A 21,668-nucleotide genomic window follows, 5' to 3' on the forward strand; every position below is an offset into this window, starting at 1 on the left:
CGTAAACCGTGGCCGGACAGGCAGTTCCCGGCAATTGCCACGATGCAGCGTCTCCCGGGAAATCCGCCCGGATACCGGAATTCCCCGGGACAGCACGCACCGGCTGCAGATTTTGCCCTGCGCCCGAACAATATACACATCCAAAACTTCCAGCTCCTGGCTGCAGATGGCGCAATGCCTGCTGTCCATATTCCTGCTCCCCGCGACAATTCTGCCGACGGGGAGCACACTTCAAGAACCATGCCACCATATTGAAACTACTTTCCCCCCTCCTTGCCCGCCGCAGCGGGACCAGCCGCCGGGCGGCTACGACTCGGCAACCGCAGCGCCACCGTCGTCTTGCGCCAGCCGCCGCCAACCGTCAGACTGTCAAAACCCCAGCGCAACCAACGCAACAGCGACCAGGCCAGCCACAAGGCCCACAGCAGCATCAGCCCCCGAAAGACCAGCATCGGCGCAGTGTGCGCCCCGCAAAGAGGCACAGCCCCGGCCACCCGGTCAAAGGTCCAGCGCAGCATGGTCACTGTGGAGCCGTTCCCGGCCACCTGCATGCGCGGCAAGCCGAGAAGCCCCGCCCCCAGGGTCTCGTAGAGGGCCTCGAAACCGGCCAGGGCCAGCAGCACCAGCAGCACCTGGACGATGTTAAAGACCACCGCCCCCTGTTCGATGGGATGGCGTCTGCGCCAGGCCAGGGCGGCAATCCAGGCCACGGCCAGGACGCAATTTGCCGGCGTGGCCTGGCTTAAGCCCAGGGCATAGGCCAGCCAGCCCAGGCGGGTCAGCGGCGTGTCCTTTTGACAGGAGAGTCCAAGCCCCAAGGCCACGACAGCCGCCAGCCAGCCCCAGTAAAGGACCGCCGGCCCAAGGGGCGTGGCTCCGTGGACGGCCAGGAGCCAGCGGTCGGCCGGCAGTTCCAAGGCCACGTCCACATTGGTCCCGGCCAGCCCCAGATCAACGGCCGGGGTCTGGACGCCAAAGCCCAGGGGGATGCGTTCCCGGAAGTTGAGCACCACTTCGGTCACCCCGGGCGGCAGGGCGAAGCCGACCTCGTTTGGTCCGCCGGTGGGCAGGGTTTCGCGCCCGGACACGGCGAGCCGGGTGATTTCCGCCCCGGCCGGGAGGGTGACGACATGGCGGCCGCCCTTGGCCGCCCGAAAGGACATGGTCAGGGTGGTATCGCGGGATTGAAGCCCCTGGCGCACCACCAGCCCGGCCCGCTCCAGGGTGAGGTATTCGCCAGGGGCGATCTCGGGCCGGCTGATGCCGACGATCAGGCGTTCCCCGGGCCAGGGAACGAACCGGGGGGCATAGCGGCCCTGGGCAGACAGCCAGGCCACCGGCGGCGGCCCGTCAAAGGTGATGTCGTAAAGGGCTGCGGCCGAGACGGTCCAGGTTTCGGCCAGGGCCGGATCGTTTGGCGCGGTAAGCGTCAGCTGCGGCGCAGCCGGCAGTTTGGAACGCCAGGACACGCGCTCCTGGCCCGGGGCGAAACTGACCACGGCCTGGCCGCCTGCAACCGAAACCCCGGCCGCGTCGGGCAATTCCCCGGCCAGCAGCGGCACCGTGGCCACCGCCGCAGTCGCAACCGGCGAGCGGCGCACCACTTCGGTTGCCACCTCAAAAGTCAGGCCGAAATCCAGACTGCGCCGGACCGCGAAAAAGGGCGGCACGTCCGCGCCGATGTTCCCCACTTTGGCCGGTCCGGCAGCGGCCGTCTCGGCCCGGGTCAGTTCCAGGGGACCGGTCATCACACCCCGCGCATCCAGCCCCTGTACGCGGTAGCCCGGTGCCGCCACCCGCACCCGACCCGGGGCCAGGGGCGCGGCAATAGTAAAGGAGACACCCTGGGGGGCCGCACCGGACACCACCACGCTGTGGCTGCCGGGTTCGAGCAAAACGGCCAGTTCGCCGCCCTGGCGGACCAGCCCCGCCGCAGGCTTGCCGTCAACCGTGGCCGTTAACGGCCGCCAGCCGTCGGAAACCACCGGCAGCGGCGCAACGGTGCGGGCAGCGGCGTCAAGGGAATAGGCCAGTGTCAGGACATCGCCCTTAAGGCTCACGTCCAGACCCGGGCTGCCCAGGCACTGGGGCAGGCAGCGCGGCGGTTCCACAAGCCGTTCGCGCAGGGCATCGAGCAGTTCCCGAGGCGGGAAATCAGCGGCAACGGCCAGGGCCGGACCGCCGGCCAGGACCAGCAGCAGCGCGCCCACCCCGACCATCGTCGGTCCTGCCCCAGGGCCAGACGAGGCCGTCGGGGGTGCCGGGACCACCGGGGCCGCCAGCCGGCGCACCCGCTCGCGATCAAATAACAGCAACAAGGCCATCCCCAACAGAAGCACCCGGGCAAAGCCCAGGCCCCTCGTGACCAGCGGCGGGACCAGGGTCAGGCGAAAGGTTTCGCCAACAGCCACCGGTCCGCGCCAGGACAACCCCACCGAGGCAAAATTCCAGGTCGGCATGGCCGGTCCGGTCTGCATCAGCGCGTTGGGATCGAATTCCAGGCGCTCGGCATCGGCTGCCGGAGCGGCTGCCAGCATGGGCATGGCGCGCCCGGCGGCCGCGTCCTTGCCCCGGGCCACCGACACTTCCGGGACCGGCATGGCTTCCTTGGCGGCCATGGGCTGCACGAAACCGGCCGACGGGGCCGGTGCCGGCATCCCGATCTGCGGGGCCACGGCCAATCGCAGTTCCCGGGCCACAAAGGGCACGGCCAGCACAGCCAGCGTCGCCAGGGATAGGAAATAGAGCGTCAAAGCCAACCGCCGAAAGGCCGGATGGCCGGCCAGCCGTCCCACATCCCCGGCCGCCCGCAGCAGGCCCAAACCGGCCAGAACAAAAATCCAAATTGTTGTCGGCGCGTCCGGCGCATGCCAGGACAGGAGCAAAAAAAGCCCCAGCCCCGCCCCGGCCAGCGGGCCACGCAAGGAAAAAGCCGCTACGGCCAAAAGAAAAACCAGAAATAAATCCAGCAACGTCCACCGGGACAGCAGACCGCCGGTCACCGTGTCCGGCCCGCTGGCGGAAAAAAGCGACCAGCCCGGCGGCAGATGCAGCGTGGCGTGCACGCGCTCGAATTCCCGGTCAAACCCGCCGGCCGGCAGCGCCGCAGACACCTCGGGATAGCGCGAGCGGGCCACGACATTAAGGTGGGACTGGCGCAGTTCGATGCCGGCCGGCCCATCCTGGCCCAAAAGCACCACCGGCTGGTCCTGGCCCGAAGCCGTCACCCGGCCCAATATCCCCGGGGCCAGCAGGGCCAGCCGCCAACTGCGGCGGTTTTCCCCGGCCAGCGTATCGCGCACGGACAGGCCCTGGCCGGAAAAATCGAGCCAGATTTCCCGGGAAAGGGTCAGGGCGTCACGGCCAGGGGGCGCGCCCCGGCCCAGTTCGGCCAGGGTAAGCGTATTGCCGGCCGTGACCGCAAAGGCCGGCCAACCCTGCCAGGGGGCCGGCACCTCGGAGGTCTTGGGATCGATGCCGGGCACGCCCTCGGGCCGCACCTCGCGCCCCTCCCCGGCCGCAAAGGACCAGATTTCCCGGCCATACGGGCAGGCCGCCGGCCCCACCGAGGCCACCTTGCCCGGATAGCGGGCCACCACCTCGATTTCGTAGCGCCCCGGTCCGGCATCCAAAACCAGGGAACCGTCCGGCCCAAGCCCGGCCGGCACCGGCGCGCGCACGGCCAAGGGCACGCTGCCCGCCGGCACGGCCCCGGCGAGAGTCACCGACCGGGCCAGCCCGGACACCTCCAGACGATACAGCGTGGTCACGGTCAGGGGCACGCCGTCGGTGAGCAATCGAAACACCCGCACCGTCTCGCGGTTTTGCACGGGTTTGGGGGCAACAGGCGGGGCCAGACGCAGTTCGCCGGCCGGGGAGACCTCCACCGGGGCCGCAACGCCCTGCCGGGTCAGGCCCACCAGACCGATATCGGGCGGCAGGGTCAGGCTGGCCGGCGCGGCATTCCAGCCGAGGCGACCGGTCAACACATGCTCCCCGGCCTCCAGCCAGACATGGGGGCCGCCCGGACCGGCCAGCACCGGCACGGCTGTCCCGCCTTGGCGCACCTCCTCAATCCAGACCCCGTTGCCCGACGGCAGGGGCACCGGACCTTCGGTGTAACGGCGGGCTTCCAGGGTAAAACGCGCCCCGGTGTCGGCGATGTCCAGGCCAAGCCGGCTGGGAAACAGGCAAACGCGCACATCGGGCTGGTTGCCCTGGGGCGGGCACAGCTTTTCCCCGGCCCCGTGCAGGACAAAGTCCGTCCAGGGAACCAGGGCGGGCGGCAGGCCCGACGTATCCGGCATCTGGGGCGTTTGCGACACGGCCAGGGCCAAAGGAGCCTGTCCGCAGACAAGGCAGAAAAGGATCAACCGCAGCAGGCGGCGCGACAGACTGGACATCGATTTCCTCCCGGGCGGCAATCCCCGCCAGTCTTTCTGCTATGGGCCAAAACCGGCCCGATGGCAACGCGTCCGCCCTTCCCTCCCGGTGCAATCGGCATTATCTGACGAGTCGCGACAAAGCGCCGGCAGCCAAGGCACCGGCGCAACGAGGTGTGCATGTCCGACAGTTTTGCTTTCGTCCCCCTGCTGCTCGACTGGTTTGCCACGAGCCGCCGCGATCTGCCCTGGCGGCGCGATTACGATCCCTACGCTGTCTGGGTGTCGGAAATCATGGCCCAGCAAACGCAAATGGACCGGGTGGTTCCCTATTTCACCCGTTTCATGGCCCGCTTCCCCACTCTGGCCGCCTTGGCCGCCGCCGAGGAGGACGCCGTCCTCAAGGCCTGGGAGGGGCTGGGCTACTACAGCCGGGCCAGAAATCTCCTGGCCGCCGCCCGCAAAATCGCCGCGCAACATGGCGGCCACCTGCCGGCCGATTACGAGGCCATTCGCGCCCTGCCCGGCATCGGCGACTACACGGCCGGGGCCGTGGCCAGCATCGCGTTTCGCCAGGATACCGTGGCCGTGGACGCCAACGTCATGCGGGTGCTTGCCCGGGTGTGCGACATCGACGCGCCGGTCAAGGAACCGGCCGGCAAGGCCCGGGTGGTGGCGCTTGCCCGGGAGCTTTTGCCACCCGGCCGAGCCAGGGACTACAATCAGGCCCTTATGGAACTGGGGGCGCTTTTGTGCCGCCCGAAAAATCCCGATTGTCCCGGCTGTCCCGTGGCGGCTGTCTGTCAGGCCAGGCATCTCGACATTGTGGCCGACCGGCCGGTTCTCAGCAAAACCCCGGACATAACGCCCCTGCTGGTGGCCACCGGAGTGCTGGTCCATGCCGGCAAGGTGTTTATTCAAAAGCGTCTGCCCAAGGGGGCCTGGGCCAATATGTGGGAGTTTCCGGGCGGGCGCATCGAAGACGGCGAAACCGCCCAAGCGGCCATTGTGCGGGAATTTGCCGAGGAGACCGCCTTTACCGTGGACGTTGCGGCCAAGCTGGCCGTCATCCGCCACGGCTACACCACCTACCGGGTGACGCTGCACTGCCATTTGCTGCGTCTGGCCGGCAGCTACGATCCTTCCATTCTCCCGGCTCCAGAGCTGACCGCTGCCCAGGAAAGCCTGTGGGTCGCGCCCGGGGAACTGGCAAACTATGCATTTCCGGCCGGCCACCGCAAACTCATCGACCAGCTCGCCGGCAGTTTGTGGTCTCTTTAAGGCAAGGGAGTTGCATTTTCCCTTTGTTGCGTCTTGACGCCGGGGCAAAGCCTTGCCATGACCCCAAAACACCTGTCACCCGGGAGCTTCATGAGCGATTCATTACATACTTTGCGGATAGCCAACGACGACAAGGCCGCCTCCGGCGGCCCGCGCCGCCGGAGGCGCCGCTGGCCCTGGATTCTGGCCGTCCTGATCCTTTTGGCCGGGGCCGGCTGGTTTTTTGCGCCGCGCAGCTTTGTGGTCCAAGCGGCCACCGTCTCGCTGGCCTATCCCTCGCGCACCATTACGACCCTGACCGCCAGCGGCTACATCGTGGCCCAGCGCAAGGCGGCCCTGGCCACCAAGGCCACGGCCCAGCTCGTCTGGCTGGGCGTCGAGGAAGGCAGCCGGGTTAAAAAAGGCGACATTCTGGCACGCCTGGAAAGCGCTGATGTGGAAGCGAGCCGCAAGCTGGCCGTCAACGAGCAAACCGCCGCCCGGTTCCAGATCGCAGCGGCCGAGGCCGAACTGGCCGATGCCAAGCTGCTCCATGCCCGCATGAAAAAACTGACCGCCGGCAACTACGTGGCCCGCTCCGACTTCGACACGGCCCAGGCCCGTCTGGATAAGGCCGAAGCCGCCCTGTCCCAGGCCAAGGCCACCCTGGCCGCCCGCAACGAAAGCCTGCACAGAGCCGAGGCCGAGCGCGGCTACACCAACCTCGAAGCCCCCTTCGATGCCGTGGTCCTGACCAAAAACGCCGACATCGGCGACATTATTTCGCCCTTTGGCGCCTCCTCCACCTCCAAGGCCGCCGTGGTCACCATCGCCGACATGGGCTCGCTGGCCGCCGAAGTGGACGTATCCGAATCGAGCATCGAAAAAGTCGCCGTGGGCCAGCCCTGCGAGATCATCCTCGACGCCATCCCCGGCGAACGCTTCCCGGGCGCGGTCCATATGATCGTGCCCACGGCGGATCGCACCAAGGCAACCGTGCTGGTCAAGGTGCGCTTTACGACGCTGGACCCCCGGGTGCTGCCGGAAATGAGCGCAAAAGTGGCCTTCCTGTCCCGCCCCCTGGCCGCTTCCGAGACCACGCCCCGGGTGGCGGTGCCGGCCTCGGCCGTGACCAACCGCGACGGTGGCGACGCGGTCTTTGTCCTAAAAGACGGCAAGGCCGTGCTCGTGCCCGTAACCCTGGGGGAAACCCTTGGCGACATGCGGGCCGCTTCGGCCGGCCTGGACGTGGGCCAAAAGGTCATCGTCTCGCCCCCGGCTACGCTGCAAAACGGCGACGCCGTGGCCCTGGCCGAAGGCTAGCGGATGGAGACGCCGCTTATTGCCATTTCCCACCTGTCCAAAGCCTACCGGCGCGGCGATCAGGTGATCCCGGTTTTAACCGACATCACCTTTGATATCGCTGCCGGGGAATTTCTGGCCCTTATCGGCCCGTCCGGGTCCGGCAAATCCACCCTGCTCAACTGCCTCGCCGGCATCGATAACGTGGACTCGGGCAGCATCGTCGTTGCCGGCACAGACATCGCCACAATGACCGAAAGCGAACTGGCCACCTGGCGCAGCCGGCATGTGGGCTTTATTTTCCAGTTTTACAATTTGATCCCGGTGCTCTCCGCCTTGGAAAACGTGGAGCTGCCGCTGCTTTTGACCACGCTTTCGGCCGGGCAGCGGCGCGAGCACGCCCTGGCCGCCCTTTCCGCCGTGGGCCTGTCCGATCGCACCGACCACAAGCCCTCCCAGCTCTCCGGCGGCCAGCAGCAGCGCGTGGCCATTGCCCGGGCCATCGTCACCGACCCGGATATTATTGTGGCCGATGAACCCACCGGCGACCTGGACCGGCAGTCTGCCGCCGACATCATGGCCCTTTTGGGCCGGCTCAATGGCGAACTTGGCAAGACCATCGTCATGGTCACCCACGACCAGCGGGCCGCCGAGGCCGCCCACCTCGTGCGCGAACTCAACAAGGGCGAACTGCGTGCTGCTCCTTAGGCTTATCCTTAAAAACGCCTTTCGCCACCGCCTGCGTTCGGTCTTAACCATCGTCGGCATCACCGTGGCCCTGCTCGCGTTCGGTCTATTGCGCACGGTCCTCGACGCCTGGCACGCCGGGGTGGAGGCCTCCTCGGCCAACCGGCTGGTCACCCGCAACGCGGTTTCGCTCACCCAACCCCTGCCCTACGCCTACAAAGGCCGCATCCGGCAAGTGACCGGCGTGGACATTGTGGCCGCCGGCAGTTGGTTTGGCGGCGTCTATCTGGATGAAAAAAACTTCTTCGCCAACTTTGCCATCGAGGCCGACGATTTTTTCCGGCTCTACCCGGAACTGCTCGTCAGCCCCGAGGAGCAAAAGGCCTTTATAAGCGATCGCAAAGGGGCGGTCATCGGGCGCAAGCTGGCGGATCGGTTTCATTGGCGCACGGGCGACACCGTCACCCTTCGCGGCACCATTTACCCCGGCCAATGGCCAATGACCATCCGGGCCATCTATAATGGTGCCCGCCCGGACACCGACGAGACCGTCCTGTACCTCCACTGGAGCTATCTCGACGAAACCATGAAAAAACGCGCCCCGGACCGGGCCGGACAAGCCGGATTTTTCATGGTCGGCATCCACGACGCCACCCGGGCAGCGGAAATTTCCAAGGACATCGACGCGCCGTTCGTCAATTCCCAGGCCGAGACGCTGACCGAAACCGAACGCGCCTTCCAGCTCGGCTTCGTGTCCATGAGCGAGGCCATCCTTTTGGCCATTACAGCCGTCTCCTACGTGGTCATCCTGATCATTCTGGCCGTTGCCGCCAACACCATGGCCATGTCGGCCCGGGAGCGGCTGGGGGAATTCGCCGTCTTAAAAACCCTGGGCTTTCGGGGGCCAACCCTGGCCGGCATGCTCCTGGCCGAGTCGCTCATCCTGTCGCTGACCGGCGCGGCCGTGGCCATGGCCCTGCTGCCGCCCCTGGCCAACGGCTTTGCCACCGGGCTGGCCCAGTATTTCCCCATCTTTATTGTCTCGCGCCAGACCGTGGCTATTGGGTTCGGCTTCGGCGTCATGGTTGGCGTCCTGGCCGCCGTCATCCCGGCCCAGCGCATTGCTGCGGTGCGCATCGCCGACGCCTTTCGGAGGATCGGCTGATGGCCGTCCCCCTGTCCTATTCCTGGCGCAATCTCAAAACCCGGCGGCTGACCACAGCACTCACCGCCGGCGGCATGGGGCTGGTCGTCTTTGTCTTTACGGCAACACTCATGTTGGCCGAGGGCCTGCGCCAAACGCTGGTTTCCACCGGCTCGCCCGGCAACGCCATCGTGCTGCGCAAAGGCTCGGAAACCGAGGTGCAAAGCGGCATCGAACGCGTGGCTGCCTCAGCCATGACCACACGGCCCGAAATCGCCGTCGGAGGCGACGGCCAGAGCCTGGCCACCCGGGAATCGGTGGTGCTGATCGGCCTGACCAAAAAATCCACCGGCAAGGCCTCCAACGTGGTCATCCGGGGAACCCAGCCGGCATCCCTGGCCCTGCGGCCGCAAGTGCGTCTGCTGTCCGGCCGCCTGCCCCAGCCGGGAACGCCGGAAATCATGGTGGGCAAAGCCGTGGCCAAGGGTTTTGTGGGAGCGCAAATCGGACAGCACCTGCGCTTTGGCAAGCGGGAATGGCCCATCGTCGGTATTTTCGACGCCGGTGCCACCGGCTTTACCTCGGAGATCTGGGGCGACGCCAACCAGCTCATGCCGGCATTCGGGCGCAACGCCTATTCCATTGTGCTGGTCGGTTTGCGCGAACCCGGCCTTTTTGAGGCCTACAAGGAAGCCATCGAAGCCGACCCCAGGCTGCAGGCCGAAGTCTGGCGGGAAACACGCTACTACGAAAAACAATCGGATATGATGCGCAAGTTTTTAACCGTCCTCGGCGTGTCCCTGACCTTGATCTTTTCCCTTGGGGCCATGATCGGGGCTATGATCACCATGTATTCCTCGGTGGCCGGACGGGTGGCCGAGATCGGAACGCTGCGCGCCATCGGCTTTACGCGCGGGGCCATCCTGACCGCCTTCCTCCTGGAATCGACCCTGCTGGGGCTTCTCGGCGGCCTGGCCGGGGTAGGGCTGGCGGCGGGACTGTCGTTTGTGACCTTTTCCACCACCAATTTTCAGACCTTTTCCGAGCTGTCGTTTCAGTTCGCGCTGACCTCCTGGATCATCGGCCTGTCACTGGGCTTTTCCGTCTTTATGGGCGTGGTCGGCGGCTTCCTGCCCGCCGTGCGGGCAGCGCGCATGAACATCGTCGAGGCCTTGCGCGAAGCGTAGAAAGAGAGGGAGAGAAAAAGAAGAAGATGAAGAGTGCCTCCGGCGGCCGGGGGCCTGAGGCCCCCGGACCCCCCACCGGGAAAAGTTTATCAAGGGGTTTTGGACGTTGGCTGACACACTGGCCGGCTACCGGCCTGGACAGGCAGCGTGTGTGCTTGACGGGAACCACCGTTGCTCCGGCGGCCATAACCCCTTAAAAAACTTCTTCCTTTCAGGGTGTCCGGGGGGGATGATCCCCCCCGGCCGCCGGAGGCTCTTCTGCCTTCTCTTCTCTCTCGCCCCCAGTTATTCGCCGTAGGCGGCTTCGGTGTGTTCGGACAGATCCAGGCCGATGGTTTCGGCTTGCGGCGTCATACGCAGGCCCATGGCCGCTTTGACCGCCGCCAGGAGAAGCCAGCTGCCGGCGAAAGCGAAGACGCCGACCACGGCGATGGCCAAGAGCTGGATGCCGAGTTGGCCCGGATTGCCGGCCATAAGTCCGTCGGCCCCGGCCGGGTTTATGACCTTGCTGGCGAAAACGCCGACCAGGATCGAGCCTAACACGCCGCCCACGCCATGGATGCCGACGACGTCCAGGCTGTCGTCAAAACGCAGCCGCGCTTTGAGCAGCACCGCCCCGTAGCAGATCAATCCTGCCAGAAGGCCGATGGTCACGGCCGAAGCCGGCGAGACAAAGCCCGCCCCCGGGGTGATGGTGGCAAGGCCCGCCACCGCGCCCGAGGCCGCGCCGAGAGTCGTTGGCTTGCCGCGATGCCACCATTCGACCCCGCACCACATGGCCATGCCGGCCATGCCGCCGATATGGGTGGCGGCAAAGGCTCCGGCGGCCACGCCGTCGGCGGCCAGGGCGCTGCCGGCATTAAAGCCGAACCAGCCAAACCACAAAAGGCCCGTGCCAAGCAAGGTCATGGGCAGATTATGCGGCACGATCTGGTGCTTGCCGTGGTCCTTGCGCGGGCCGGTGAGCATGACCGCCGCCAGAGCCGCCGCGCCGCAGGTCAGATGGACCACGATGCCGCCGGCGAAATCCAGCACGCCCATGGCCTTGAGCCAGCCGCCGTTGCCCCAGACCCAGTGGCAGACCGGATTATAAATTAGGATGGTCCAGGCCAGGGAGAAAATCAGAAACGGCCCGAAGCGCATGCGCTCGGCCACGGCTCCGGTAATGAGCGCCGGGGTGATGGCCGCGAACATGCACTGGTACATGGCAAAGGCGATGTGCGGCACCGTCGGAGCGTAGTCGGCATTGGGCGCGGTCCCGACGCCGGCCAGGCCGGCCCAGGCGAGCGAACCTATCCAACCGCCCAGATCCGGGCCAAAGGACATGGAATAGCCGAGATAAATCCACTCGAAGGTGACCAGGGAAATGAGGATAAAGCTTTGCATGATGGTGCCGAGCACGTTTTTCTTGCGCACCATGCCGCCGTAAAAAAGGGCCAGTCCCGGAATCATGAGCAGCACCAGGGCCGCACTTATAAGGACAAAGGCCGTGTCGCCGCTCTGCAGCATATCGCCCCTCCAAAAAAGTTTGGCGGGCACTAACACGGGAATGGGGCCTGGGCAAATGAACGGTATTGTAAATTTGACCGCTCTTTGTACCGCCTGTCGTCCGACACCGGCCGTCCTGCCGGGGTGAGCATCCCCACTGCCCTCGATGGGCCGCCCTACCGGAGGTGCCGCGTAAGCCCGGACGGATGCGGGCTACAATCCCCCCGCCGGGGTGCCTGACAGTTTCGTGGACAGCGGCCCAGGCTGACCACGAGCGGCAGAGAGAACGGTCCTTGCGTGGCATTCGCCGGGTTGGCTGCGGCCAAAAACCTTTCAAGTTTGTAATTTTTCTCAGCCGAATCCGGCCCGACAACCGTAGACAGCGGGTGCCGGACAGGCTCGGGGTGAAAAACCGGCCGCATAGCATCGGGCTGCCCGGCCCGCCCCAAGCCTGTAGGGGGTAGGTCAGGGCAATTTGCCCAAAAATGGAAAATATGCGCTGTATGCCGCAACCGCCCAAAGCCGCTGTGCATCGGAAAACGCCATAGCCACTTGAAATTCTGCAAAAAAGAGGTGGTGGACCCAACTCCGGCCCCCAACTCCGGAATATCGGCTGGCCAAGCTGCAACGCACTCCCCGCCGCCCCAGGCTTAAAATCGAAAGGGCGGCGGGGCTAACCAGCCCCGCCGCCCTGAAAAGCGGTCCCAAAAGCGCCGCCCGGCTAGCCGGCCAGCAGCGTGCCCCGGTACTCGTCCAGATCCTTGATTCCCAACTCGTCCATAAGCTGCGGCAACCGCTCGGCGATGCGAAAGGCCATGTCCGGGCGCATGAAATTGGCTGTGCCGATCTGCACCGCGTGCGCCCCGACCAGAATAAATTCCAGCACGTCCTCGGCCGAACTCACGCCGCCAACTCCTATGACCGGGGCCGAGACCGCCTGACAGACCTGCCAGACGCAGCGCAGGGCCACGGGCTTTATGGCCGGGCCGGACAGGCCGCCGATGACGTTGGCCAGACGCGGCTTTCGCGAGCGGATATCCACCGCCATGCCTGTCAGCGTATTGATGCAGGTCAGGACATCCGCCCCGCCCAGGACCGCCGCCCGGGCAATGCCCACGATGTCCGTGACGTTGGGCGAGAGCTTGACCCACACGGGTTTGTTTCCGGCGCGCTTTTTAACCGCCTCGGTGAGCTTCCCGGCCATGGCCGGGTCTTGTCCAAAGGCGATGCCGCCGGCCTTGACGTTGGGACAGGAAATATTGACCTCAAGGGCGGCCACGCCCTCTTCGGCTGCAAGGACGCCAGCCAGTTCGGCGAATTCATCGGCGTCGCAGGCATAGAGGTTGGCGATAATGGGCGTGTCCTTAAACGGCAGGCGCGGCAGTTTGTCGCGTAAAAACGCCTCCACGCCGCAGTTTTGCAGCCCGATGGCGTTTAACATGCCGCACGGCGTCTCGGCGATGCGCGGCATGGCGTTGCCGGTGCGGGGCTTTAGCGACAGGCCCTTGACCACGATGCCGCCAAGCCTGCGCAAATCGCCGTAGGGGGCGAATTCCATGCCGTAGCCAAAGGTGCCCGAGGCGGTCATGACCGGATTTTTGGCGCGCATGCCCGGCAGGCGCACTGCGGTATCGGCGCTCATGCGTCCTCCGAAAGCGACAGTTCATCAACCCAAAATACCGGCCCCTCGGTGCAGGTCTGGACATACTGGCCCAGGGCGTTTTTTTCCACGCAGCCCAGACACCCGCCCACGCCGCAGGCCATGCGGTTTTCCAGCGACACCTGCGCCCGTGCGCCGTACCGCCGGGCCAGCCGGGCCACGGTGAGCAGCAACGGCCGGGGGCCGCAGGCCAGAATCAACCCGCCGGCAAACTCGGCCACGGTCTTTTCCAGCCGCGAAATAAAGCGCGGCAGATCGTCCGGCGTCTTTTCCTCGAAGGCTTCGGCCCGCACCAGCTGGGACAGCTCGGCAAAAGGATAGCAGGACAGCGGCTGGCGATGCCCAAAGACCAGGGACAAATTGCCCGGCGCGGGATGGGTGGCGGCGTATTCCATAAAGGGCGCGATGCCGACACCCCCGGCCAGCATGACCGTGGGCACAGCCGGTTCCAGGGCAAAGCCCTGGCCCAGCGGCCCCCAGACCGTCACCGGGTCGCCGGGTGCAAGCCGGCACAGGATATCCGTCCCCCGGCCGCAGGCCTGGATAAAAAGTGTCAGCCGATCCGGGGTCAGCCGGCAGATGGAAAACGGACGCGGCCAGACCGGGTCCGAGCCGAAAGCGGCCGGCCGCACCATGACGAACTGTCCGGCCACGGCCGGGTCCAGGCCCGGGTTGTCCATCTCCAGATAATAGCAACCAAACTGTGCGCCCACCGGCCCGGCCGGAGTCACGGACAGGATGGTCAGGTCGCGGCATGCGCCGGAAATACCCACGATCCACCTCGTTTAAGCAGGATGCGGCCGTATACCGCCTTTGCCGTTTCTTGTAAAACGGCCCCACGCGCCCAAAGATGGCTCCAAACGGCCACAGTCCTTGAATTCGGCCGGTCTTGGCCGTAGTGTGGACGCAACCGGCGCAGCGCCGCCACCACGAGGATGTGCATGGCCCAGGATATCGACCGCTTCGACGATGCCGACGACTCCGCCATTCGGACCTTCCCCAAGGGAACCACCATCTTCCGGGAAGGCCAGGTCAGCGATGTGGCCTACATCATTAAGATTGGCCGGGTGTCGATTTATCGCATCCTCAACAACAAACGGGTGCGCCTGGGCGAACGCGGGCCGGGCGAGATGGTCGGGGAAATGGGCGTTATGACCGCCGATCCCCGGGGCAGCAACGCCGAAGCCCTGGAATACACCGAAGCCCTGGTGTGCGATAAGCGCCTGCTTCAGACCATGCTGCTCAAAAGCCCGCGTCCGGTGCAACTGCTCACCGGCTATCTCGTGGACCGCGTCCGGGCTCTGGCAGGCCAGATCACCGACCGCCCTTCGGGCGATCCGTTCCTGTCGGTGTGCCGGGTCACCCTGCTCGCCTGGCAGGGCGTGGCCCGCAGCGAAAATCCGCATCTCGTCTACGCCGACTTGTCGCGCACCATCAAAGACATTTTGCTGTTAAGCCAGATCGAGATCGACGCCATTTTCGAGCGGCTCAAAAACATGCATCTGCTGGCTGTCACCGACATCAAGGGCAGCTTTCCCCGGACCAATATCCTTGGCTCGACCAAACCCGGGCCGGCCTTTGTCAAAGACCGCATCGTGCGCCTGCCCGACCCCGACAAGTTCATGGCCGTGGCCAAGAATCTGGCCCGCGACGACCGGGGCCGCCAGGAGTTCGGCGTGGACCTGGAATTCTGCGATCTTGGCGACTTTGCCCGGGAGGCCGGCTCCACGCCGGAAATCATCACCAAAAAAATCGGCTACGGCGAAATCCCCGAGAAGATCTTTTTCTTCCACAAATCCGCCAGCCGGGAATACATCGACGCCATGGGGCCGGATTTTTTCAAGCAGGCCCGCCGGCCGCGCCTGACCGCCGCCGACCTCGAACACATCGACGACATCACCGCTGTCGATAACGCCACCCTCCAGGAAGTCTTTTCCAACCTGGGCTTTCACAAGGTGGCCGTGCTGGCCGCCATGGCCGGCGACGCCGCCCGCGACAAGATTTATAAAAACCTCTCCAAAAAGATCGCCGGAATCGTGCGCGACGAAGCCACAGCCCTGGCCAACCTTGACGACGACGAGGCCGCCGCCGTGGAACAGGAACTGCTCGAGCGCGTCAAAACCATCAAGGGACTCGTCTCGTGAATATCGCCACCGTCATCGGCATCGTCTTCGGCATCGTCATCCTTGGCCTTGCCACCTACTTCTCCACCGACAGCGCCGGGGTGTTCGTCAACTTCCCGGGATTGGCCATTGTCCTTGGCGGCACGCTGGCTTCCACCTTTATCTGCTTTCCGCTTAAGGAAGTCATGCGGGTGTTTAACACCTTCCTCTTAGCGCTCAAACGCGAAGAGCTTCCCACCGACCACTATATCGAGGAAATCGTCGATATCGCCCGCGAAGCCTCCAGCCGGGGCAAAATCCATCTGGAAAAATCCCTGCCCGGCATCGAAAACGAATTTCTGCAAAGCGCCATCCAGATGCTGGTGGACGGCTATTCGCGCGAAGAAATCAAGGAAATCCTCGAAACCCGCATCGAACAGACCTACCAACAGGAACTCTCCTCGGCCGGCATCTACCGCACCATGGCCAAACTCGCCCCGGCCTACGGCATCATCGGCACGCTGATCGGCCTCATCGGCATGATGCAGTCCATGAGCGTGGGCCTGGGCAACCTCGGGGCGCACATGGCCGTGGCACTGACCACCACCCTCTACGGCATCTTGCTGTCCAACCTCATCTTCCTGCCCATCGCCATCAAAGTCGAAAAACGCATCGAGGAACGCGTCATCCTCATGTGCGTCATCCGCGACGGCACGTTGTTTATCAAAGACAAAACCCCGGCCGCCATCGTGCTCGACAAGCTAAAGGCCTACCTGCCGCCGCGCCGCTGGGCCTCCATCGACCGCCGCGAAGCCCAGGACGCCGACGAGGTTTAGGCGGGAATAAAAACGAGGAAGCCTCCGGCGGCCGGGGGGATGATCCCCCCTGACCCCCCAACGCGAGAAAGTTTAAGGGGAATGAGGTGCAGCGGCCGACGTTGCCCCTATAAACCCCTTGCCTTTCAGGTGGGATTCCAAAGGGGCCACCCCTTTGGCCGCCGGAGGCATTCCTCCATGCGAAGGGAGTACGCGGACATGGATGACGGGAAGACGCTTTATATTGATTATTCCAAGTGCATTGGCTGCGAGACGTGCGAATACGTCTGCCGGTTCGTCAGCGACACGCCGCGCATCCATATGATCCGGGCCGCGTCCGGGTTTATGGCCCCGCTGTATTGCCGCCACTGCGCCGAACCCAACTGCGCCAAGGTTTGCAAGCGCGGGGCCATTGGGCGCGACCGGGACGGGGCCATGGTCCTTGATCCCATGCTATGCCGGGGGTGCGAGTCGCGCCAATGCATGCTGGCCTGCCCGTACATGGCCATTTTCGAGACGGACAAGGGCGTGACGGTCGTGAAGTGCGATTTGTGCGCTTCGCGCCGCCAACGTGGCAAACGGCCGGCCTGCGCCGAGATGTGCCCTTGCGGGGCCATCCACTATGTTTCCCGCGACGAGGCCCAGGCCCTGGTCGATGCCCCGGCCGAAGAGGCCGAGAAGCGCGTGCTCGACTTTCTGCGTCCGCCCAAGGCCAAACCGGAACCGGGCGGGGGCGCGTAAAAAGGCTTGACCGGACAGGGCGCTACGGGTCACCAGAGCGGTCAGCCAAGACAGCAATAAAAAACCCGGCCGGCCGCCCGGCGCGTCAAAGCCGCACCTGACCGGCAAGGAGGATACCTTGAACAGCACCAACGAGAGCCCCGCAATCGACGCAGCCCAGGCCGAGGCCGTGCACCAAAACGCTCTGGAAGCCCTGGAGCGCAAGGAACTGGAGCCGGCCCGTGAAGGATTTATGCAAGCACTTGAGGCTTTTACCGCCCTTGGCGACGATGTCGGCGTGGCCATGGCCTGCCACAACCTGGGGCTGACCAACCAGGAAACCGGCGATCTGACCATGGCCCGGCAGTGGCTGGAACAATCCCTGGCGATCAGCGAGCGGGAAGGCCTGGACGGCGGCATGACCGTGACCAGCCACCAGCTCGGCGTGGTGGCCCAGATGGCCGAGCAATACGAAGTCGCCCGGGACTGGTTTCTGCGGGCGCTGGCCTTGGAAGAAAAAAGCAGCAACAAGATTGGCGAAGCCAAGACCTGCCATCAGCTTGGCATCGTGTGTCATGTGCTGGGCGACCTGGAAGCGGCCAAGGACTGGTACGACCGGGCCATTGCCGGCTTCGAGGAAATCGGCGACGAGCAAAACGCCGGCACCACCAAGAAATTACTGGATTTCTTGACGGATTATGAACGCCAGGGCAGCCACGAAGGGCACGAAGGGCCGTGCAACCGGCAGCAATAAGGCGAGAGCGGCAGGAGGCAAGAAGGCAGAAGAGGCCTCCGGCGGCCAAAGGGGTGGCCCCTTTGGAATCCCTCCTGGAAGGCAAAGGGTTAAGGGGGGGACGGCGTTGCAGTGACGGTGGGTGGGAGCGGGAAAGGCATTTCCGTCGGGCGAGCAATGCCGCAGGGCAAGCTTGACGGGAACCACCGTTGCTCCGGCGGTTGGGAAAGGCGACGGTGACGTCGCCCCCATTGAACCCGCGCCCCACGGCGCGACCCGCCCTGCTTCTCCCCCGAGGCGCAAGCCTCGCTTTCGGAAAATAAAAAAAGCCGCCCGGTTTCTCCCAGGGCGGCTTTTTCACGTCTGGCGCGGGCTGCGGCCTAGAGAATCTGTTCCAGAAACTTTTGCGTGCGCGGGTGCTGGGGGTTGGTATAAAACTGCGCCGGGGTGGCGATTTCGAGAATCTGCCCCTCGTCCATAAAGACGATGCGGTCGGCCACTTCCCGGGCGAAACCCATTTCATGGGTGACGCAAACCATGGTCATGCCTTCCCGAGCCAGCTTGACCATGACATCGAGGACTTCACCGATCATTTCCGGGTCCAGGGCCGAGGTCGGCTCGTCAAAGAGCATGATCTTGGGGCTCATGGCCAAGGCGCGGGCAATGGCCACGCGCTGCTGCTGTCCGCCTGAGAGCTTGGCCGGAAATACGTCGGCCTTTTCCAGAATCCCCACCTTGTCGAGCAGTTGCCGGGCCATGACGTCGGCCTCTTTCTCGGACATGCCCTTAAGCTTAATGGGGGCAAGCGTCAGGTTTTGCAGCACGGTCTTGTGCGGGAAGAGGTTAAAGCTCTGAAAGACCATGCCCACTTCCATGCGCACTTTGTTGATGTCCACGGTCTTGTCGTCGAGGTCGAAACCGTCCACCACAATGCGTCCGGTGCTGATGTCTTCCAGCCGGTTGATGGTGCGCAGCAGCGTCGATTTCCCCGAGCCACTCGGCCCGATGATGACGACTTTTTCTCCCTGCCCAATGTCCAGGCTGACGTGGGTCAGGGCGGCCACAGTATCGAAATACTTGCTGACGTCCGTTATGCGGATGATCGGATTATCGTTTGACATGGTGCGACAACCGTTCCTCCATGATGCTCACAAGCTTGGACAGGACCAGGGTGATGATCAGGTAGACCACAGCCACCATGGTAAACGTCTCGAAATACAGAAACGACTCGGAAGCGAATTCGCGGCCCCGCCGCAGCAGATCGGCCACGCCAAGGATCGAAACCAGGGAGGTGTCTTTGAGCAAGGCAATAAATTCATTGCCGACCGGCGGCAGGATGGTGCGCCAGGCCTGGGGCAGGACGACGTAGTACATGGTCTGGGTGCGGCTAAAGCCCAGGGATCGGGCGGCCTCGGTCTGGCCCGTGGGGATGGCCAGGATGCCGGCCCGAAACACCTCGCCCATATACGCCCCGTAGCACACGCTCATGGACAGGACGGCGGCCAGCAGATCGGGCACGTGCACAATGCGGCCAAGGGCATAGTAGATGTAAAAGAGTTGGACGAGAAGCGGCACGCCGCGCACGATCTCGACATAGGTCGAGGCCACGAGGTTGACGTATTTATTGCGCGAGATGCGGCCAAGGCCGGTAATAAGCCCAAACACCAGGGCCAAAGCGATGGAGCAGACAGTGACCTGAAAGGTGATCAGGATGCCGTCGGGGATGAATTTAAAGATCCGCAGATACGGATCGGGATGGAAAACGAGCAGATAGCCCAGTACCAGGAGCGCGCCGGCAAACGACAACCGCCAGGCCGAGACGAGCCCTTTGTCAGAAGGTTTGGGGATGGCGGCCCCGTCGCCGACATCGATGATGATTTGCGGTTCTTCCACAGCGCACTTGCCTTGGTGTTTCATGAGCCTTGTCCACTCCAGCGCGTGCGCTGGACCGGGATACCCCGGTCCGGCGCACGGTGTTCGGCTTCGCCGGTTTGCTACTCAGCCGTGCCGAGCCACTTGGTGAGGATTTCCTTCTCGATGCCCTTTTTCTTCACGGCTTCGAGGCCCTTGTTGATCAGGGCCAGGGTTTCCTTGTCGCCCTTTTTCACAGCCACGCCGTACATCTCGTCGTCAGCCGGGATGATGCAGGCAATCTTCATGGCGTCTTTGTAGTTATCTTTCTTGAGCGCATAGAGCTTGGCGACCGGATCGTCGCAGACAACGCCGTCAATGCGGCCGTTGAAGAGGTCTTCAAAGGCCAGACCGACTTCGTCATAGGACTTGTCTTTGACACCTTCGGACTTTTTGACGGCAAAGTGACCGGTGGTGCTGATCTGGGCACCCAGCGTCTTGCCCTTCATGTTCTCAATGCACTTGGCGTCGGACTTTTTGGGGATGACCAGCGCCTGCTTGACCTGCATGTAGGGCGTGGAGAAATCCATGGCCGCTTTGCGCTCGTCGGTGATGGTGACCGAGGAGCAGATGGCGTCGTACTTGCCAGAGGCCAGACCGGCGAAGATGCCGTCCCAGGCAACAGCCTTGAATTCCGGGGTAAATCCCGCTTCCTTGCCGGCGGCTTCCATCAGATCAACGGCCAGGCCGGTGATCTTTTTGTCGGGGCCAACGAACTCCATGGGCGGCCAGGTGGCGTCGGTGGCGAAGACGATGGTTTTGGCCAGGGTCGGAGAGGCGGTCATGGCAACAAGCATGAGGGCCAGGACAAAGTTTTTGACCATGGAAGGCTCCTGTGGTTGGAGGTGACAACAAAGAAGGGAACGTCCCCTTTACGCGCAAAAGGTGTCACGCCCTTGTGGCCGAATTGTCAGCAAAATTCAAGATGGAACGCGCTGCAATCCTCGTGTCTCAGGCAGATTGGTTGCCGGGTCCGGGCAGCCAATTTTGGCAAAACACCGCCAGTCGTTCGAGGTTTTCGGCGAAATCGGCTCGGCCAAAGCCGATGCGAAAATGTTTCGCCCAGGTTTCGCCATAAAGGCTTCCCGGCAGGAGCAGCACGCCGGCGGCGGCAAGCAGGGCTTGGCAGAAGTCGTCAGCCGTGCCGTGGCGCAGCCCCGGAAAAGCAGTCAATCCCCCGCGCGGAGCCGCGAAATGGAACAGATCCGAGCGCGCCAGGAAAAAATCAGACAGCAGCCGGCGGTTCTGGGCCAACAGCCGGTTCAAGCGGTCCAAGATGGCCTCCCGGGCGGTAAGCGCGCAGACAGCCAGATATTCCGAGGGAGCCGAACCGCAGATGGACAGATAGTCTTTGACCGAGGCCATGCGCGCCAAGAACTCCCGGTCCCGGCAGCACACCCAGCCCACCCGCAAGCCGGGCAGGCCAAACGATTTGGACAGGACGCCAAGGGATACGGCCCGGGGATCGAGGTCGCAGGCCGCCGGCAGGGTGGCCACACCCTCGGCCTCCGAAAAACGGTAGACCTCGTCGGAAAAAACCCGCACCCCCTGTTCGGCGGCCAGCCCCACCATGGCGGCAAAGGTCTCGGGCGTTGGCAGATAACCGGTCGGATTATGGGGAAAATTGACCGTCAAGGCCTTGGCCGGGCCGGACAGCAGGGCCGGTAGTTCGGCCATGTCCGGGGCAAAGCCCCAGGCCGGATCGCAGCCCCACGGCGACACCCGGCAACCCACGGACCGGGCCACATCGGACAGGGACTGGTAGCACGGCGTGGTGACGACCAGGGTATCGCCCGGGGCCAGGGCGGCGGTCATGAAAGTGAAAATGGCCTCTTCAGCCCCCACATGGACCAGCACGTCCTCGGGTTCGATGGTTGTATAGAGCGAAGCGATGGCTTGGCGCAGGGCCGACGCGCCCTTGGAGTCGGTGTAGCCCAGGTGGACGTGCCCCAGCCCCTCGGCGGCCCCGGGCACGAGGGCGAGCAGTTCGCCCACGGACAGCGATTGGCCGTCGGAGGCGCACAACAAATGCGGGGCGGTGAACTCGTGGCGGGCGAAATAGCGCTCCAGGCGAAACGGAGGGAGTTGCACGATGTTTGCGATCCTTTCTCGTAAGGGATAGCGTCCCGGAAAAAAGGGACAAGGGGACATACCCATGATCGGGACGAGCGGCAAGATGCTTTTGTAGGGATGGTCCGGCCGGCGTCGCCGACTTGGCGCATCCCTGGCAAGAGGCTGCGATTGTCCCTTGATCCGGGTTGTGCTATTGCCTGACGC

General features: G+C 64.4%; 17 protein-coding genes. 9 read left to right on the top strand and 8 right to left on the bottom strand.

Annotated elements, in window-relative coordinates:
• Window positions 1–257 precede the first annotated feature (257 nt).
• Entirely contained in the window at window positions 258–4,403 is a 4,146-nt protein-coding gene (locus tag GTA51_RS07150; RefSeq protein WP_211922478.1) for a hypothetical protein, read from the bottom strand.
• A 159-nt stretch (window positions 4,404–4,562) separates the two neighbouring features.
• Between GTA51_RS07150 and mutY the strand changes: the two genes are divergently transcribed.
• The 5 genes from mutY to GTA51_RS07175 all read left to right on the top strand — a co-directional run bounded on the left by mutY (window position 4,563) and on the right by GTA51_RS07175 (window position 9,962).
• Window positions 4,563–5,663: an A/G-specific adenine glycosylase gene (gene mutY / locus GTA51_RS07155; protein WP_160959870.1), complete on the top strand. Its 1,101-nt coding sequence runs from the start codon at window positions 4,563–4,565 to the stop codon at window positions 5,661–5,663.
• A gap of 90 nt (window positions 5,664–5,753) precedes the next feature.
• Window positions 5,754–6,965, top strand: a complete 1,212-nt coding sequence (locus tag GTA51_RS07160; protein ID WP_160959872.1) for an efflux RND transporter periplasmic adaptor subunit — start codon at window positions 5,754–5,756, stop codon at window positions 6,963–6,965.
• A 3-nt stretch (window positions 6,966–6,968) separates the two neighbouring features.
• The gene (locus GTA51_RS07165; RefSeq protein WP_160959873.1) at window positions 6,969–7,652 is read left to right on the top strand and encodes an ABC transporter ATP-binding protein; all 684 of its coding nucleotides are present in this window, start codon (window positions 6,969–6,971) and stop codon (window positions 7,650–7,652) included.
• Window positions 7,639–8,796 (top strand): FtsX-like permease family protein, encoded by a 1,158-nt coding sequence (locus tag GTA51_RS07170; protein WP_160959875.1) that lies wholly within the window; start codon window positions 7,639–7,641, stop codon window positions 8,794–8,796. The genes GTA51_RS07165 and GTA51_RS07170 overlap by 14 nt, the downstream gene beginning before the upstream one ends.
• Window positions 8,796–9,962: an ABC transporter permease gene (locus tag GTA51_RS07175; RefSeq protein WP_160959876.1), complete on the top strand. Its 1,167-nt coding sequence runs from the start codon at window positions 8,796–8,798 to the stop codon at window positions 9,960–9,962. The genes GTA51_RS07170 and GTA51_RS07175 overlap by 1 nt, the downstream gene beginning before the upstream one ends.
• A gap of 285 nt (window positions 9,963–10,247) precedes the next feature.
• Here the strand turns inward: GTA51_RS07175 and GTA51_RS07180 are convergent, their stop codons facing one another.
• The 3 genes from GTA51_RS07180 to GTA51_RS07190 all read right to left on the bottom strand — a co-directional run bounded on the left by GTA51_RS07180 (window position 10,248) and on the right by GTA51_RS07190 (window position 13,883).
• Window positions 10,248–11,471 (bottom strand): ammonium transporter, encoded by a 1,224-nt coding sequence (locus GTA51_RS07180; protein WP_160959878.1) that lies wholly within the window; start codon window positions 11,469–11,471, stop codon window positions 10,248–10,250.
• Window positions 11,472–12,171: 700 nt separating this feature from the next.
• The gene (locus GTA51_RS07185) at window positions 12,172–13,092 is read right to left on the bottom strand and encodes a dihydroorotate dehydrogenase (protein WP_160959880.1); all 921 of its coding nucleotides are present in this window, start codon (window positions 13,090–13,092) and stop codon (window positions 12,172–12,174) included.
• Window positions 13,089–13,883, bottom strand: a complete 795-nt coding sequence (locus GTA51_RS07190) for an iron-sulfur cluster-binding protein (protein ID WP_160959881.1) — start codon at window positions 13,881–13,883, stop codon at window positions 13,089–13,091. Before GTA51_RS07190 ends, GTA51_RS07185 begins: the two co-directional genes overlap by 4 nt.
• Window positions 13,884–14,051: 168 nt before the next feature.
• On the opposite strand from GTA51_RS07190, the gene GTA51_RS07195 reads away from it, so the two are divergent.
• From GTA51_RS07195 to GTA51_RS07210, 4 genes are all read left to right on the top strand, one after another.
• Window positions 14,052–15,254: a cyclic nucleotide-binding domain-containing protein gene (locus tag GTA51_RS07195; RefSeq protein WP_160959883.1), complete on the top strand. Its 1,203-nt coding sequence runs from the start codon at window positions 14,052–14,054 to the stop codon at window positions 15,252–15,254.
• Window positions 15,251–16,048: a MotA/TolQ/ExbB proton channel family protein gene (locus GTA51_RS07200; protein ID WP_160959885.1), complete on the top strand. Its 798-nt coding sequence runs from the start codon at window positions 15,251–15,253 to the stop codon at window positions 16,046–16,048. The genes GTA51_RS07195 and GTA51_RS07200 overlap by 4 nt, the downstream gene beginning before the upstream one ends.
• Window positions 16,049–16,246: 198 nt before the next feature.
• Window positions 16,247–16,768, top strand: a complete 522-nt coding sequence (locus tag GTA51_RS07205; RefSeq protein ID WP_160959886.1) for a 4Fe-4S dicluster domain-containing protein — start codon at window positions 16,247–16,249, stop codon at window positions 16,766–16,768.
• A gap of 118 nt (window positions 16,769–16,886) precedes the next feature.
• Window positions 16,887–17,501: a tetratricopeptide repeat protein gene (locus tag GTA51_RS07210; protein WP_160959888.1), complete on the top strand. Its 615-nt coding sequence runs from the start codon at window positions 16,887–16,889 to the stop codon at window positions 17,499–17,501.
• 359 nt (window positions 17,502–17,860) lie between these two features.
• Here the strand turns inward: GTA51_RS07210 and GTA51_RS07215 are convergent, their stop codons facing one another.
• The 4 genes from GTA51_RS07215 to GTA51_RS07230 form a co-directional block, all read right to left on the bottom strand.
• Window positions 17,861–18,601, bottom strand: a complete 741-nt coding sequence (locus GTA51_RS07215; protein WP_160959889.1) for an amino acid ABC transporter ATP-binding protein — start codon at window positions 18,599–18,601, stop codon at window positions 17,861–17,863.
• Complete coding sequence (locus GTA51_RS07220; RefSeq protein WP_160959891.1) at window positions 18,588–19,397, bottom strand: amino acid ABC transporter permease; 810 nt, start codon at window positions 19,395–19,397, stop codon at window positions 18,588–18,590. The genes GTA51_RS07215 and GTA51_RS07220 overlap by 14 nt, the downstream gene beginning before the upstream one ends.
• Before the next feature lie 77 nt (window positions 19,398–19,474).
• Window positions 19,475–20,215, bottom strand: a complete 741-nt coding sequence (locus GTA51_RS07225) for a basic amino acid ABC transporter substrate-binding protein (RefSeq protein WP_160959892.1) — start codon at window positions 20,213–20,215, stop codon at window positions 19,475–19,477.
• Between the two features lie 127 nt (window positions 20,216–20,342).
• On the bottom strand, window positions 20,343–21,482 hold the full coding sequence (locus tag GTA51_RS07230; protein WP_160959894.1) for an aminotransferase class I/II-fold pyridoxal phosphate-dependent enzyme: 1,140 nt from the start codon (window positions 21,480–21,482) through the stop codon (window positions 20,343–20,345).
• Between the last annotated feature and the right edge of the window lie 186 nt (window positions 21,483–21,668).

Origin of the sequence: Solidesulfovibrio aerotolerans, assembly GCF_009856865.1 — a bacterium.
Taxonomy (GTDB): domain Bacteria; phylum Desulfobacterota; class Desulfovibrionia; order Desulfovibrionales; family Desulfovibrionaceae; genus Solidesulfovibrio; species Solidesulfovibrio aerotolerans.

What these genes read in the sequence shown, in the direction of transcription:
- GTA51_RS07180 (WP_160959878.1), bottom strand. Translation starts at nt 11,471, where the DNA reads ATGCTGCAGAGCGGCGACACGGCCTTTGTCCTTATAAGTGCGGCCCTG.
- GTA51_RS07215 (WP_160959889.1), bottom strand. Translation starts at nt 18,601, where the DNA reads ATGTCAAACGATAATCCGATCATCCGCATAACGGACGTCAGCAAGTAT.
- GTA51_RS07175 (WP_160959876.1), top strand. Translation starts at nt 8,796, where the DNA reads ATGGCCGTCCCCCTGTCCTATTCCTGGCGCAATCTCAAAACCCGGCGG.
- GTA51_RS07165 (WP_160959873.1), top strand. Translation starts at nt 6,969, where the DNA reads ATGGAGACGCCGCTTATTGCCATTTCCCACCTGTCCAAAGCCTACCGG.
- GTA51_RS07220 (WP_160959891.1), bottom strand. Translation starts at nt 19,397, where the DNA reads ATGAAACACCAAGGCAAGTGCGCTGTGGAAGAACCGCAAATCATCATC.
- GTA51_RS07205 (WP_160959886.1), top strand. Translation starts at nt 16,247, where the DNA reads ATGGATGACGGGAAGACGCTTTATATTGATTATTCCAAGTGCATTGGC.
- mutY (WP_160959870.1), top strand. Translation starts at nt 4,563, where the DNA reads ATGTCCGACAGTTTTGCTTTCGTCCCCCTGCTGCTCGACTGGTTTGCC.
- GTA51_RS07150 (WP_211922478.1), bottom strand. Translation starts at nt 4,403, where the DNA reads ATGTCCAGTCTGTCGCGCCGCCTGCTGCGGTTGATCCTTTTCTGCCTT.
- GTA51_RS07225 (WP_160959892.1), bottom strand. Translation starts at nt 20,215, where the DNA reads ATGGTCAAAAACTTTGTCCTGGCCCTCATGCTTGTTGCCATGACCGCC.
- GTA51_RS07185 (WP_160959880.1), bottom strand. Translation starts at nt 13,092, where the DNA reads ATGAGCGCCGATACCGCAGTGCGCCTGCCGGGCATGCGCGCCAAAAAT.
- GTA51_RS07195 (WP_160959883.1), top strand. Translation starts at nt 14,052, where the DNA reads ATGGCCCAGGATATCGACCGCTTCGACGATGCCGACGACTCCGCCATT.
- GTA51_RS07160 (WP_160959872.1), top strand. Translation starts at nt 5,754, where the DNA reads ATGAGCGATTCATTACATACTTTGCGGATAGCCAACGACGACAAGGCC.